Raw genomic sequence first — 14,092 nt, 5'->3', positions numbered from 1 at the left:
ACTTTGGTGAAAACCGGGTGACACAGGTTACACCCTGTCACCCTCACCTATCGATTGTAACTCGCTGTCCCGGCTGGATTTTTCCAGAACATGGACAGGTGACACCTTGCGACCAGCTTTATCCTTCGATCCGGCTGAAATCGGCCACCCGGTGCACCGCATCGCGGAAACGCGCTAGCAGGTCGAGCCGGGCGGCGCGGACATGCTTTTCTTCGGCGTTCACAATCACCTCTTCAAAGAAGGCATCGATCGGCGCGCGCAGCGACGCGAGAGCCGACATGGCGGCGGCGAAGTCTTCCGTTTCGACGGTTGCGACCGCTTTCGGTTCAGCGCTGTCCAGCGCATCGATCAGCGCCTTCTCGGCCGGTTCGGGCGTGTAGGAAAGTTTTTTCTCGACCGCCTCGGCATAGATTTCGCGCATGTCGGGATCGTCGACATTCTCGAGCGGGTCCTCGTCGCCGGTATGCTCCGGCTCCGCGTCCCATTGCTCCTTCTTGAGGATATTGGCCGCACGCTTGTACCCAGCGAGGAGGTTGGTGCCGTCCTCGGTCTGCACGAAGGCCTGGAGCGCATGCACCCGGGCAAGCAGGCGAACGAGATCGTCCTCGCCGCCGAGCGCGAAAACCGCGTCGATCAGGTCGTGGCGGACGCCAGCCTCGCGCTGCTGGACCTTGAGGCGATCGGCGAAGAATTCGAGGAGTTCGCCCTGCCCCGCGCTCATCCGCAGGCCGTTCTCGGTCATCAGGCGGATTACCCCCAGTGCTGCGCGGCGCAGCGCGAAGGGGTCCTTCGAGCCCGTGGGTTTCTCGTCGATCGAGAAGAAGCTGCGCAGCGTATCCAGCTTGTCCGCCAAGCTCACCGCCACCGTCACCGGCGCGGTCGGCACTTCATCGCCTTGGCCGACCGGCTTGTAGTGATCGCGGATGGCGTCGGCTACTTCGTCTGGAAGACCTTCGGCGCGAGCGTAGTAGCCGCCCATTAGGCCCTGCAGTTCGGGAAACTCGCCGACCATTTCGGTGACGAGGTCGGCCTTGGCGAGGCGTGCGGCCTGTTCGGTAAGGTCGGCCAATTCCTCCTTCGTCATCCCAGCGGAAGCTGGGATCTCGTTCGTCTTGGCGCTTTGACCGAGAGAGGTCCCAGCTTTCGCTGGGACGACGATATCCGATTCCACCAACCAGCGCGCCAGGTTCGCGACACGCTCGACCTTATCGGCGACGGTGCCCAACTTCTCGTGGAAGGTGATCCGCTCCAACCCCTTGGCGTGCTCGGCGAGGGTTTTCTTGCGGTCGACGTCCCAGAAAAAGCGCGCATCGGCGAGGCGGGCGGCAAGCACCTTGCGGTTGCCGTCTACCACGCGCGCGCCGCCGTCCTCCGCCTCGATATTGGCGGTGCAGATGAAGGCGTTGGCCAATTGCTGAGTCCCAGCGGAGGCTGGGACCTCGTGCGGCTGTCCACCATCGTCTGAGACCCCAGCCTCCGCTGGGGATCGGTGACAAACGAAGTATTTCTGGTTCACCCGTGCGGTGAGCTGAATCGTCTCGGGCGGGACCTGGAGAAAATCCTCCTCGAAGCGGCCGAGCAGCGGCACGGGCCATTCGGTGAGGCCGGCATTCTCGATCACTAGCCCCTCGTCCTCGACCAACTTTAGGCCGGCTTCGGCGGCAACCTTTGCTGCGCCTTCGCGGATCAGGTCCTGACGTTGCTCGTGATCGACGATCACATGCCCTGCGCGAAGCTTCATTGCGTAATCGTCGGCATTGCCGATCGTGATGTCGCCCGAGTGGTGGAATCGGTGGCCGAGCGTCACCGCCCCGCTGGTGACGCCGTGCACCTCGCATTCGACAACGTCGTCGCCGAGCAGCGCGACGATGCCCGACAACGGCCGCACCCAGCGCAGGCTCTCTGTGCTCATCGAGGCCGTGCCCCAGCGCATCGACTTGGGCCAGCTGAAGTCGCGGATGATCGCGGGAATCGCTTCAGCGAGCAGGTCCTTCACCGCCCGGCCCGGCTTTTCGATCACCGCGAAGTAGGTGTTGCGGCCCTTCACATCGCGTATTTCGAGCTGGTCGCGGGTGACGCCGTTCTTGCGGCAGAAGCCGTCGATCGCCTGATCGGGCGCACCTTCGGGCGGTCCCTTGGCTTCCTCGCGCACCGCTTGGGTCGCCTCGGGGAGATCGCGCGCGATCAATGCCAGTCGGCGCGGGGTGGACCAGACGGTGAGCTCGCCGGCTTCGACACCGGCAGCATCCATTTCGCGGCGGAACAGCTTTTCCAATTCGTCGCGGGCCCCTGCCTGCATGCGAGCGGGAATTTCTTCGGATCGGAGTTCGAGGAGGAAATCAGGCATTGCCAGCCTCCTCTCCCGTCATCCCAGCGAAAGCTGGGATCTGGTCGCAACGAAGCGCGAGATTAAGAGAGATCCCAGCTTTCGCTGGGATGACGGATGGGCTGGGGATCATTTCGACCACTCCGGATACTTTTCCGCCCAGCCCGCGGCCTCCTTCGCCATGTGCGCCTCGCAGGAACCGCGCGCGAGGTCGCGCACCCGGCCCATGTAGCTGGCACGTTCCTGCACGCTGATCACGCCGCGGGCCTGCAGGAGGTTGAAGATGTGGCTTGCCTCCACCGCCTGCTCATAGGCCGCGATCGGCACTTCATTGGCGAGCGCGTTCCTGCACTCGGCCTCGGCCTTGTTGAACAGGTCGAACAGCGCGTCGGTCTCGGCGACTTCGAAGTTCCACTTCGACATCTGCCTCTCGTTCTCGAGGAAGACATCGCCGTAGGTCACGCCCTGCCCGTTGAAATCGAGGTCGTAGACGTTGTCGACGCCCTGGATGTACATGGCGAGGCGTTCCAGCCCGTAGGTCAGCTCGCCCGCGACAGGCTTGCAGTCGAAGCCGCCCATCTGCTGGAAATAGGTGAACTGGGTAACTTCCATCCCGTCGCACCAGACTTCCCAGCCCAGGCCCCACGCGCCCAGCGTCGGGCTTTCCCAGTCGTCCTCGACGAAGCGGATATCGTGCTTCAGCGGATCGATCCCGATGACCCGCAGGCTTTCCAGGTAAAGGTCCTGAATGTCCGGCGGGCTCGGCTTCAGGATCACCTGGTACTGATAGTAATGCTGCAGCCGGTTGGGGTTCTCGCCGTAGCGACCGTCGGTCGGGCGGCGGCAGGGCTGTACGAAGGCGGCGTTCCACGGCTCCGGCCCAAGCGCGCGCAACGTCGTGGCGGTGTGGAAGGTGCCCGCGCCCATGCGCATGTCATAGGGTTGCAGGATCAGGCAGCCGTTCGCGCTCCAGAAATCGTGGAGCGCCAGGATCATGTCCTGGAAAGATTTTTGCGGATTGCGGTCCATGAGCCTCATCGAAGTTTTCGCGCGCTTTGGCTTAGGCTCTACAGCGGGTCAATGCCGCAGTGCAGCATATTGGCAGCATTATTCCGCCGCCACCGCTGCCTCCACTTTGGCGACCGTTACGGGTGTCCCGTTGAGCACGGCGTTGCCGGTCAATCGGTCGTAACGCTCGGGATCGGTCAGGTCGTTGAGCGAGACCCCGGCGTGGTCGGCGGCGGTCTGCCAGCTCACGCCCTTGCGGTGGTGCCCCCAGCCATGCGGGATCGAGACGACGCCGGGCATGATGTCCTCGGTTACTTCGACCGCAATCTCCACTTCGCCAACGCGACTGGCGACGCTGGCCATTTCGCCATCCGCCAATCCCCGCTCGGCGGCATCGTCTGGATGCATCATCAGCGTGCAGCGATCCGGTCCTTTTACGAGGCGCTTGGAATTGTGCAGCCAGCTGTTGTTGGAGCGGACATGACGCCTCCCGATCAGGCTGAGCGCGCCTTCATCGTGCTCATTGAGACGGCCCGCGAAACGCCCAAGCTCCTCGAGCAGCTCCGGCGGCGCGGCATGGAGCGTCTTGTCCGCGGTTAGCAGGCGATTCTTCAGGCACGGCTCCAGGGGCCCGAGATCGACGCCGTTGGGTTGTGCTTCCACCTCCGCCAGCGACATCCCGGCTGGCGACGCCTTGAGCATCGCATCGAGTCGCTCGCGCGGTGTGTCGAAATTGGGCGCGGGCTTCCCTTTTTCCGCCAGGATCGCCTGCGCCAATTCGGCGGCAATTTCCCAGTCGGCTTTGGCTCCCTCCTCCATTTCCAGTGTCGGCGGCGAGTATGCCCCGAAATTGCGCACCGCGAGCGGGCCGAAGAAGAAAGTAAAATGATCCTTCTCCAGCGGTCCGCAGGGCGGCAGGATGTAATGCGCATGGCGGCTCGTCTCGGTGATGTGCATGTCCATACTCACCATCAGGTCGAGATTCTCCAACGCTTCCTCGGTGCGCTCGCCGTCGGGCGCGGAGAGGACGGGATTGCCCGCAATCACGAACAGCGTGCGGATGCGCTGGTCATCGTCGCGCGAGAGCTCGTCGGCAAAGGCGATGGTGGGGATTTCGCTCATCACCGAAGGCAGGGTGCCGCGGGCGGTCTCGACCGTCTTGATATTGCCCTTGCCGACCTGCCCGACGAGATCGAGCAGCGGTTGCGGGAACATCGTGCCGCCCTCGCGGTCGAGATTGCCGGTGGCGAGGTTGATGAGCTGAATCAGCCATTGGTTGAGCGCGCCGAACTCGCAGACCGACACACCCATGCGCCCATAAATCGCGGCGGGTTTGCCGCTCGATAGCTCGGCGGCGAGCGTGGGGATCGTGTCGGCAGGCACGGCGCAGTGGTTGGCCAGCGTATCGAGATCGAAAGCGTCGACCGCAGGCTTCACCTGCGCCCAACTGTCATCGACAAGTTCGGCCAGTCCGTCGCGAAGCGTGTCACCATCGGCCAGCACGCATTGGAGGATGCCGGCGAGCAGCGCCGTATCGGTCCCGGGTTTTACCGGATACCACTCATCGGCGACCTTGGCGGTTTCGGTGTTTCGCGGATCGATCACCACCAGTCTGCCGCCGCGCGCCTGCATTTCCTTCACTCGGTTCCTGAAGTCCGGCACCGTCCACAGGCTACCATTCGACGCCATGGGATTGCCGCCTACGATCACGATCAGCTGCGAACGATCAATATCGGGCACCGCAGCGAGGCTGACGTGACCGTACATCTGGTATTGCGTGTAGTGATGCGGGATCTGGTCGAGCGTCGAAGCGGAAAATGTCCCGCGCGCGCCGACGGCCCGCTGGAGATAGCCCGATTGTGTCGACAGGGCATAGTCGTGCGCGCCGGGATTGCCGCGATAGAAAGCCGCCCTCGCCCCGGCATCCTGTAGCGCGACCACCTTCTGCGCGATCTCGCGGAACGCCGTGTCCCAGTCGAGTTCCTGCCAGCCAGTATCGGTGCGCTTCACCGGACGGCGCAAGCGATCGGGATCGTCCTGCAAATCGGCTATCGCAGTGGCCTTGGGGCAGATATGACCACGGCTCAGCACATGATCGGGATTACCCTTGATCGACACGACCTTGCGCCCCTCCATCTCCACCAGCACGCCGCAATTGGCTTCGCAGATATGGCAGGTGCGGTGGTGGACGGTGGTCATGCTGGGCTCTCCTCGATAAGGCAACTAGCAGCAGTATGCTTCGCCTGCCAGACTGCGCTCTGCGGGAGATTGCGCTTGGGACTATGGCGCGATCTCGGCTATTCAGATTGGCGACATCACTATTCCATCAAAGGCTCGCCATGACCTTCCCGAAATCCTCATTCGCCTCCGCCGCAACCGGCCTTCTGCTCTTGGCTTCCAGTGCCGCTTGCGCGCAGACGCAGTCGCTGCCTTCCCCCGTCGCATCGACGAGGGTTCCTGCCAGCGACGTCGAGATGGGCGGCCCGGCACTGTGGAAACTCGCCGACGAGGACACGACGATTTACCTGTTCGGGACGGTCCATGTGCTGCCCAAAGACCAACCGTGGTTCACTCCGGCAATCGACACCGCGCTCGACAGTTCGGACGAACTGGTAACGGAGGTTCTCATGACCCCCGAGATCGGCGCCAAGACGCAGGCGATCGTGATGCAGAAGGGCATGCTGCCCGAAGGCTCGAGCGTGCGCGATCTGATGAACGAGCAGCAGAAAGCGACTTACGAGACCGCCATGACGAGGCTCGGCCTACCGGTGGCCGCCTTCGACCGCTTCGAACCCTGGTTCGGCGCGCTCAACCTCAGCATCCTGCCGCTGATGAAGGAAGGCTATTCGCCCGAAGACGGCGTCGAGAAGGTGCTCGAAAAGGAAACGGACAGGGAGATCAAGCGCGCTGCGCTGGAGACCATCGAATTCCAGCTTTCGATCTTCGACGAATTGCCGCAGCAAGCGCAGGTCGATTATCTCGTCCAGGCGGCCGAAATGATCGACGAGCTCAAGCCCTATATCGATCGCATGGTCGCGGAATGGATCGAAGGCAATGCCGACGCGCTGGCCGAAATCATGAATGAGGGTGTGGCTGAGAACCCCGTGCTGATGGAGCGCCTGATGCACGAACGCAATGCCAACTGGGCCGTCTGGATCGACGACCGGATGGACGAGCCGGGGACGGTCTTCATCGCCGTCGGTGCCGGTCATCTCGCCGGCCAGAAGAGCGTGCAGGAATTGCTGACTGAGCGCGGCTTCACAATTACCCGGGTGCAATGATCCGGCAATTCATCCTCGCTGGCCTGGCAGCATTGGCGCTGACGGGCTGCGGCGAACCTGCCGGGGACCCGCCCGCCGATCCTCCGGTCAATCCGCTGTTGTGGGAACTGACATCGGCCGATGGCGAAGTCGAAGGTTGGCTCTACGGCACAATCCATGCCCTGCCCGACGGTATAGAATGGCGCGGCGATGCAATCGACGATGCCATCCGCAGCGCCGACTACCTCGTGGTCGAAGTTGCCGCGCTGGACGACGGAGCGGCGATTTCGCGCCAGTTCACCCAGTTCGCGCATTCGGCCGGGCATCCTCCGCTAAGCCAGCGGGTCGAGCCGCAATTGCGCGACGAACTCGACGAGCTGATCGACCGCACTGCCTTGTCAGACGAAGACTACCGCACTTTCGAAAGCTGGGGCGCCGCGCTGATGCTGGCGCAAGCGATCCGCAACGGGATGAAGAGCGAGAACGGCGTCGACAAGGCGCTGATCCGCGCTTTTCGGGGTCGCGGCGTTGTCGAGCTCGAAGGCGCCGAACGCCAGTTCCGTATCTTCGATAGCCTCGCCGAGGAAGACCAGCGCGCCATGCTCAATGCCGTGATCGAACAGGCGCAGGACGAGCAGACCGTGCCGCCCGAGGCCGCGCGCCTGTGGCTTTCGGGGGATGCCGAGGCGCTGGCGGCGGAAGCATCGAAAGGCATCCTCGCCGACCCGGAGGTGCGTGAGGCCTTGCTCACGCGGCGCAACCTCGCCTGGTCCCGTAGCCTCGATCGTATGCTGGCGGGCGAACGGCGTCCGCTCGTGGCGGTCGGTGCGGCGCATCTGGTGGGGTCGAGTGGACTGGTCGAGCTGCTGGAAGCCCAAGGCTTTACCGCCACCCGTCTGCGCTAAATCGCTTGCATCGCCACGCGCTTGTCCGTAAGGGCGCGCCCTTCGGAAACGCCATGGTCATCCCTGGAGGCGTGGCACATGTTTCCGGAAACCGAACCAACAAGCAATTCGAAAGGTATGTGACATGAGCGACGCTCTGACCCTGCCGGCCGAAGCGCGCGAACGGGCTGGCAAGGGAGCCTCCCGAGCACTTCGTCGCGAAGGCCGTGTCCCCGCCGTGATCTATGGCGGCAAGGAAGAACCCACGATGATCCACGTCGAGGAGAAGCTGCTCATCAAGCAATTGATGACCGGCCACTTCATGAACTCGATCGTCGAAATCGAAATCGGCGGCAAGACCGTACGCACGCTGCCGAAAGACGTCGCGCTCCACCCGGTCAGCGACCGGCCGGAACATGCCGATTTCTTCCGCCTTGCCAAGGGCGGCAAGATCGAAGTCAGCGTCCCCGTGGTCTTCATGAACGAAGAAGCCTCGCCGGGCCTCAAGAAGGGCGGCGTTCTCAACGTGGTCCGCCACGAGCTCGAACTCGTTTGCGAGAACGACAAGATCCCGGGCGAGATCGAGATTGACGTCACTGGCAAGGAAGTCGGCGATTCGATCCACATCAGCGAGATCACGCTGCCCGAGGGTAGCGAGAGCGCCATCACCGACCGCGACTTCACCATCGCGACTCTGGTCGCTCCGTCGGCTCTGAAGAAGGCTGAAGGGTCTGAAGAAGAGGAAGACGGCGAAGAAGTCGATGCCGATGCAGTCCCCGCTACCGAGCAGGAAGGCGAAGACGGCGACGGCGAAGAGAGCAAGGGCGACGACTAAGCCCGCGCTTCATCGCACGCACATCACCAAGGCGCCGGGCTGGGAGACCAGTCCGGCGTTTTCCTTTTTGCGTGAGCCGCACTAGAGGGACGCGATGCAAATTTGGGCAGGCCTCGGAAATCCCGGACCGAAATACGCGCTGCACCGGCACAATGTCGGGTTCATGGCGTGCGATGTCATCGCCGAGATGCACGGGTTCGAGCCGGTGCAGAAAAAGTTCCAGGGCTGGGTCCAAGAGGGCCGCATCGGCTCGGAGAAGGTGCTCCTGCTCAAGCCCGGCACTTTCATGAACGAAAGCGGTCGCGCGATCGGTGAAGCCATGCGCTTCTATAAGCTCGAACCGCAGGACGTGACGGTCTTCTACGACGAGCTCGACCTCGAACCCTTCAAGATCAAGGTGAAACGCGGCGGCGGGGCGGCAGGGCATAACGGCATCCGCTCGACGATCCGCCATATCGGCGAGGACTTTCGCCGTATCCGGATCGGTATCGGCCATCCGGGCCACAAGGACCGGGTCACCGGCCATGTGCTCGGCAATTATGCCAAGGCGGAACAGGACGATCTCGTGCAGATGCTCGGCGCGATCGGCGCGGAGGCCGAATGGCTGGCCAAGGGTGATGATGCGCGCTTCATGAGCGACATCGCGCTGCGACTGCAGGCGTGAACCGGAGCCTCGTTCTTTTCATCGGATTGGCCTGTGCGGCCTGCGCGATTTCGCAACCTTCCAAACAGATCGACCTTGCGCGCTTCCAGTCCGAACGCCCGGATTTCGGCCTCACGCGCGGGCCCGACGGATGGTATCTGTCGCGGATGAACGGCCCTTTCGGGACCGATGCCAGCTCGGAAATGCTGCGGTTTCCGTTCCGAACGGGAGCGGCTGAACAAGTCACCTTCGGCACCGGCAGCCATCTCGGCCGCGACTTCTCGTGGGACCCAGCCTCGCGGCGCGGCTGCTTCGTCCGCAGCGCCGACATCTGGTGTGCGAACTGGGACGGCGAACGCTGGCTGGACACTGCGCCCTTGCCCGATCCCGTCAATACGCCGGGGTACGAGGCAAGCCCGCAGATCGCCGCCGACGGTTCGCTGTACTTTTCCTCCATGCGCGATGGCGGCCCGGGTCAGGGTGACATCTATCGCGCAGTCGAGACCGATCGGGGCTGGCAGGTCGTCGCGCTGGGCCCGGCTATCAATTCGCCGGGCGGGGAATGGAACCTGGCCCTCTCACCCGACAATTCCATGATGGTGTTCGAGGCTTCGGGACGCGCGACCAACCTCAGCCCCAGCGGCGATCTATACCTGTCCTGCCGCATTGCAAACGAATGGCAACCTGCCATGCCGATGAACGCGCTCAATACTGAAGGCAGCGAGCTGGACTTCCGCTTTACCGGACCGCGCTCAGGCATTTTCTCCACTGCAAGGATCGGCGGGGGCGCGGTCTTGCGCCACGCCGGGCCCGAACATTTCGCAGAATGTGACCGAATGTGAAACGGGTCATGGTCATCGGCCCCTGCGGTGCCGGGAAAAGCACAGTGTCACACCGCTTGGCAGCGCTGCTCGGTTTGCCGCTCACACACCTCGACAAGTTGCACTGGAAGCCGGGTTGGGTCGAAGGCACCAAGGAAGAACTGCTTGCCGCCCTCGCACCGATCATCACGCAGGATCGCTGGTTGATCGACGGCAATTACGGCTCGACCATGGAAATGCGGCTCTCCCGTGCAGATACCGTGGTCTATCTCGACTATCCGATCCGCCTGTGCCTCTGGCGCGCGGCCCAGCGTGTGTGGAGCTTACGCGGCCGGACCCGGCCCGACATGGGCGAAGGGTGCCCCGAACGCTTCGACTGGGCGTTCTTCCGCTATATCGCCGGATGGAACCATCATGCCCGACCGCGAACCGAGGGCTTGCTGCGGGGCACGGATGCGCGCATCTTGCGGTTCGAGACACCGCAGGCACTCGATGCCTGGCTGGCCGAATTGGAGAGAGATAGATGACCGCCCTCACCCGCCGCACCCTGCTCGCCAGTGCCGCTGCAACCGGCGCGATCGCTGCCACCGCCGGCTATGCGCAACAAGACAAGGTCGAAGCGACGCCGGACCTCGTCGGCACAAGTGTGATTATCACCGGTTGCTCCAGCGGCTTCGGGCGGCTGAGCGCCGAACACTTCGCGCGGCTCGGTGCGAAAGTCTTCGCCACCATGCGCAACCTCCCCCGTCCGGAGGCCGATGAACTGAAGGCAGTCGCCGAAGCGGACGATCTCGACATCCATATCCTCGAGCTCGACGTATTGCTCGACGAGCACACCCAAGGCGCGGTCGGAGAAGCCGAGCGGATCAATGGCGGGCCGATCGACGTGCTGGTCAACAATGCCGGGATCGGCGTGTCCGGCCCGATAGAAGTGCAGGACATGGAAGCCACCAAGCTGATATTCGACACAAATGTCTATGGCTGCCACCGCATGGTTCGCGCGGTCCTGCCCGGCATGCGCAAGAAAGGCGGCGGCCAGATCTACCAGATCAGCAGCCAGCTGGGCCGCGTTATCGTGCCCTACAGCGGGCACTATTCGCCGACTAAGTTTGCGCTCGAAGCTATGAGCGAGGCGCTCGCCTACGAGTTGGTGCCGCACCATATCGACGTGACCATCATCGAGCCGGGCGGCTATCCGACCGAGGTCTGGGTCAACCGCAATATCCACACCAAGGCGCTGAAAGAGCGAGCATCCAAAGTCCACACTTCGGGCTATCCGCAAGTCGTGGCCCGCATGGGCGAGGAAGACGGTTCAGGCCGCGACGCCGATCCGATGGACATTCCCCGCGCCATCGCCGCGATTATGGCCATGCCTGCCGGCACCCGGCCCCTGCGTAAGCCGGTCAGCGGCGGAAACATCCCGCAGATCCGCATCAACGACGTGACGGCGGATACCCAGGTCGCCTGGCTGGGCGAGAGCCGGCTGGGGCCGATGATTACCGCCGTTCACAGGCGCTAGCCATCGGGCGGGCATCCCGCTAAGGGGCGCGCCACACAGTTTTCCGGAGTATGAGATGGGTTTCCGTTGCGGGATCGTCGGCCTGCCGAATGTCGGCAAGTCCACCCTGTTCAATGCATTGACCGAGACGCAGGCCGCGCAGGCTGCGAACTATCCCTTCTGCACGATCGAGCCCAATGTCGGGCAGGTCGCGGTGCCTGACGAGCGGCTCGACAAGATCGCCGCCATCGCCAAGTCGGCCAAGGTGATCGCCACGCAGCTCGCCTTCGTCGACATCGCGGGGCTCGTCAAAGGGGCGAGCCAGGGCGAAGGCCTCGGCAACCAGTTCCTCGGCAACATCCGCGAGGTCGATGCCATCGTGCACGTCCTGCGCTGCTTCGAGGATGACGACATCCAGCATGTCAGCAACCGCGTCGATCCGCTGGCCGATGCCGAAGTGGTGGAGACCGAGCTGATGCTGGCCGACCTCGAAAGCCTCGAAAAGCGCGTGCCCAACGCGGAGAAACGCGCCACCGCCGGGGACAAGGAAGCCAAGCTGACCGCCAGCGTGCTCGGTCAGGCGCTGGAATTGCTGCGCGAAGGCAAACCGGCGCGGCTGACCGAGCCGAAGGACGACGAGGAAGCGCGCATCTTCCAGCAGGCGCAGTTACTGACCGCGAAGCCGGTGCTCTATGTCTGCAATGTCGCCGAGGAAGATGCGGCCGAGGGTAACGACCTGTCGGCCCAAGTCTTTGCCAAGGCCGATGCCGAGGGCGCACAGGCGGTCGTCGTCTCCGCCGCGATCGAGGCCGAGCTGGTCGGCATGGAGCCAGAAGACCGCGCCGAATATCTCGCAGAACTGGGCCTCAAGGAAAGCGGCCTCGCCCGGGTAATCCGCGCCGGATACACGCTGCTGGGTTTGCAGACTTTCTTCACCGCTGGCCCCAAGGAATCGCGGGCGTGGACTTTCCCGACCGGCGCCAAGGCCCCGCAAGCGGCGGGTGAAATCCATACCGACTTCGAAAAGGGCTTCATCCGCGCCGAGACCATTGCTTACGACGACTACGTTTCGCTGGGTGGCGAGGCGGCAGCGCGTGAAGCGGGCAAGCTACGCCAGGAGGGCAAGGAATATCTCGTCCAAGACGGCGACGTAATGCTCTTCAAATTCAACGTTTAGGGACCTTTACCGGCCCTCGCTCGTAGCATTCCCCGAGAGACAATTCGGGGAGAGTGAGCGTGGTAGACAAGTCGGAAAAGTTCAACTGGTTCGTCCGTGTGGGTTATTTCAGCCGCGCGATGCTGTACGGCGTCCTCGGTCTCATCGTGCTGACCAGCGCGGGAAAGATCAGTCAGGGAACCGACGGCATCTTTCGCGCGATCGAGGATTTTCCGGCGGGCACCGTGATCCTCTGGATCATGGTTCTGGGACTGATCGCCTACGCCCTGTTCAGATTTTGCTCCCCCCTTTTCGACATCGAGAACAGCGGGTCCGACGCCAAGGGCTGGGGCAAGCGCATCGGCCATGCCGGTAGCGCCATCGGCCACTTGGCCCTCGCTTACAGTGCTTTCCAATATGCGAATTCGAGCGGTGGCTCAGGTGGCGGTTCCGGCGGCGCGGAAGAAGCGGCTGCCGGCGTCCTGTCGGTCGAACTCGGCGGCGTGGTGCTTGGCATTCTCGGCATCGCCTTCGGCCTTGCTTCGTTCAACCAGTTCAAGAAAGCCTTCACCGGCAGCTTCATGAACCGCATTTCGGCAAGCGCGCCCGATTTTACGCGCATGCTCGGTGGCGCGGGCTTTGCGGCGCGCGGCGTGGTCTATGCCATCATCGGGTGGTCGCTGATCCAGGCCGGGTTTTTCTCCGGCGGGGCCGAGCAGGTCAAGACGCTGGGAAGCGCAGTCGCTTCACTCGCGGGCGAAGGCATCTGGTTTACCCTTGTCGGTGTTGGCCTGTTGATGTTCGGCCTCTTCAGTCTCGTCCTGGCGCGCTATCGGATCATTCCGGAGCTTGACAGCGATGGCCGAGTACCCGCCTTCCGCGCCTGATTGCATGATACCCCCCAGGGGTATATATCGGCCCTATGAGCAAGACCGCAAAACTCTATCGCATGGTGATGGACAAGCATGTCTGTCCCTACGGAACGAAGTCCAAATGGTTGCTGGAAAGCCAGGGATTTGACGTCGAAGACCATCACCTGACGACGCGCGAAGAGACGGACGCATTCAAGGAGAAGCATGGCGTCGAGACGACGCCGCAGACCTTCATCGATGGCGAGCGCATCGGCGGATACGACGCGCTGCGCAAGCATTTCGGCAAGGAGAAGGATACAGGCGGCAAGAGCTATCGCCCGGTCTTGGCGGTCTTTGCGGTGGGCCTCGCGTTGGCACTGTCGCTCAGCCAGTTTGCATTCGGCACGCCGTTCACCATCCGTAGCGTGGAATGGTTCGTCGCTTTCTCCATGGCCATGCTGGCGATGCTTAAATTGCAGGATGTCGAGCAATTCTCGACGATGTTCGTCGGTTACGATTTGCTTGGCCAGCGCTGGGTGCCTTACGCCTACCTCTACCCGTATCTGGAGGCGACGGCTGCGGTCCTGATGGCCGGCCGCGTGCTACCGTGGATATCGATCCCGGTCGCCTTCACTATCGGCACCATCGGCGCGGTGAGCGTGTTCTACGCGGTCTATATCCAAAAGCGCGACATCAAATGCGCCTGCGTCGGCGGCAGCGGCGACGTACCGCTCGGTTTCATATCCCTGAGCGAGAACCTGGCGATGGTCGGTATGGCGGTCTGGATGCTGCTGCGCCCGACACTCTAAG

The 14,092-nt window shown here is 63.1% G+C and carries 13 protein-coding genes; 10 read left to right on the top strand and 3 right to left on the bottom strand.

Going from position 1 to position 14,092, the window contains the following annotated elements; translation table 11 throughout:
- Positions 1-118: 118 nt before the first annotated feature.
- The 3 genes from glyS to EL2594_RS05795 form a co-directional block, all read right to left on the bottom strand.
- Complete coding sequence (gene glyS, locus EL2594_RS05805) at positions 119-2,347, bottom strand: glycine--tRNA ligase subunit beta (protein WP_011414101.1); 2,229 nt, start codon at positions 2,345-2,347, stop codon at positions 119-121.
- A 108-nt stretch (positions 2,348-2,455) separates the two neighbouring features.
- Complete coding sequence (locus EL2594_RS05800; RefSeq protein WP_011414100.1) at positions 2,456-3,355, bottom strand: glycine--tRNA ligase subunit alpha; 900 nt, start codon at positions 3,353-3,355, stop codon at positions 2,456-2,458.
- Between the two features lie 78 nt (positions 3,356-3,433).
- Entirely contained in the window at positions 3,434-5,533 is a 2,100-nt protein-coding gene (locus EL2594_RS05795; protein ID WP_011414099.1) for a molybdopterin oxidoreductase family protein, read from the bottom strand.
- A gap of 140 nt (positions 5,534-5,673) precedes the next feature.
- On the opposite strand from EL2594_RS05795, the gene EL2594_RS05790 reads away from it, so the two are divergent.
- The 10 genes from EL2594_RS05790 (at position 5,674) to EL2594_RS05745 (ending at position 14,091) form a co-directional block, all read left to right on the top strand.
- Positions 5,674-6,615 carry a TraB/GumN family protein gene (locus EL2594_RS05790; RefSeq protein WP_011414098.1) on the top strand — a complete coding sequence of 314 codons (942 nt, stop codon included), beginning with the start codon at positions 5,674-5,676 and terminating at the stop codon, positions 6,613-6,615.
- On the top strand, positions 6,612-7,499 hold the full coding sequence (locus EL2594_RS05785; protein WP_011414097.1) for a TraB/GumN family protein: 888 nt from the start codon (positions 6,612-6,614) through the stop codon (positions 7,497-7,499). The genes EL2594_RS05790 and EL2594_RS05785 overlap by 4 nt, the downstream gene beginning before the upstream one ends.
- A 124-nt stretch (positions 7,500-7,623) precedes the next feature.
- Positions 7,624-8,313, top strand: a complete 690-nt coding sequence (locus tag EL2594_RS05780; protein ID WP_011414096.1) for a 50S ribosomal protein L25/general stress protein Ctc — start codon at positions 7,624-7,626, stop codon at positions 8,311-8,313.
- 94 nt (positions 8,314-8,407) lie between these two features.
- Positions 8,408-8,977, top strand: a complete 570-nt coding sequence (gene pth, locus EL2594_RS05775) for an aminoacyl-tRNA hydrolase (RefSeq protein ID WP_011414095.1) — start codon at positions 8,408-8,410, stop codon at positions 8,975-8,977.
- Positions 8,974-9,798, top strand: coding sequence for a PD40 domain-containing protein (locus tag EL2594_RS14875; protein WP_011414094.1), 825 nt, complete (start codon positions 8,974-8,976; stop codon positions 9,796-9,798). The genes pth and EL2594_RS14875 overlap by 4 nt, the downstream gene beginning before the upstream one ends.
- A 44-nt stretch (positions 9,799-9,842) precedes the next feature.
- Positions 9,843-10,304 (top strand): topology modulation protein, encoded by a 462-nt coding sequence (locus EL2594_RS05765; protein WP_233994319.1) that lies wholly within the window; start codon positions 9,843-9,845, stop codon positions 10,302-10,304.
- Positions 10,301-11,296 (top strand): SDR family oxidoreductase, encoded by a 996-nt coding sequence (locus EL2594_RS05760; protein WP_011414092.1) that lies wholly within the window; start codon positions 10,301-10,303, stop codon positions 11,294-11,296. The genes EL2594_RS05765 and EL2594_RS05760 overlap by 4 nt, the downstream gene beginning before the upstream one ends.
- Before the next feature lie 55 nt (positions 11,297-11,351).
- Positions 11,352-12,452 carry a redox-regulated ATPase YchF gene (gene ychF / locus EL2594_RS05755; RefSeq protein ID WP_011414091.1) on the top strand — a complete coding sequence of 367 codons (1,101 nt, stop codon included), beginning with the start codon at positions 11,352-11,354 and terminating at the stop codon, positions 12,450-12,452.
- 59 nt (positions 12,453-12,511) lie between these two features.
- Complete coding sequence (locus EL2594_RS05750; RefSeq protein WP_041685727.1) at positions 12,512-13,318, top strand: DUF1206 domain-containing protein; 807 nt, start codon at positions 12,512-12,514, stop codon at positions 13,316-13,318.
- Positions 13,319-13,353: 35 nt separating this feature from the next.
- Positions 13,354-14,091 (top strand): glutaredoxin family protein, encoded by a 738-nt coding sequence (locus EL2594_RS05745; protein ID WP_011414089.1) that lies wholly within the window; start codon positions 13,354-13,356, stop codon positions 14,089-14,091.
- The last annotated feature ends 1 nt before the right edge of the window (position 14,092 follow it).

The organism is Erythrobacter litoralis HTCC2594 (assembly GCF_000013005.1).
GTDB classification, from domain to species: domain Bacteria; phylum Pseudomonadota; class Alphaproteobacteria; order Sphingomonadales; family Sphingomonadaceae; genus Parerythrobacter; species Parerythrobacter litoralis_A.
The sequence above is the reverse complement of the archived record's forward strand: the minus strand, read 5'-3'. Positions and strand labels throughout refer to the sequence as shown.

Excerpts from the sequence above, each read along its gene's own strand:
- ychF (WP_011414091.1), top strand. The coding sequence starts at position 11,352 with ATGGGTTTCCGTTGCGGGATCGTCGGCCTGCCGAATGTCGGCAAGTCC.
- EL2594_RS05745 (WP_011414089.1), top strand. The coding sequence starts at position 13,354 with ATGAGCAAGACCGCAAAACTCTATCGCATGGTGATGGACAAGCATGTC.
- EL2594_RS05790 (WP_011414098.1), top strand. The coding sequence starts at position 5,674 with ATGACCTTCCCGAAATCCTCATTCGCCTCCGCCGCAACCGGCCTTCTG.
- EL2594_RS05760 (WP_011414092.1), top strand. The coding sequence starts at position 10,301 with ATGACCGCCCTCACCCGCCGCACCCTGCTCGCCAGTGCCGCTGCAACC.
- EL2594_RS05780 (WP_011414096.1), top strand. The coding sequence starts at position 7,624 with ATGAGCGACGCTCTGACCCTGCCGGCCGAAGCGCGCGAACGGGCTGGC.
- EL2594_RS05795 (WP_011414099.1), bottom strand. The coding sequence starts at position 5,533 with ATGACCACCGTCCACCACCGCACCTGCCATATCTGCGAAGCCAATTGC.
- EL2594_RS05800 (WP_011414100.1), bottom strand. The coding sequence starts at position 3,355 with ATGGACCGCAATCCGCAAAAATCTTTCCAGGACATGATCCTGGCGCTC.
- pth (WP_011414095.1), top strand. The coding sequence starts at position 8,408 with ATGCAAATTTGGGCAGGCCTCGGAAATCCCGGACCGAAATACGCGCTG.
- EL2594_RS05785 (WP_011414097.1), top strand. The coding sequence starts at position 6,612 with ATGATCCGGCAATTCATCCTCGCTGGCCTGGCAGCATTGGCGCTGACG.
- glyS (WP_011414101.1), bottom strand. The coding sequence starts at position 2,347 with ATGCCTGATTTCCTCCTCGAACTCCGATCCGAAGAAATTCCCGCTCGC.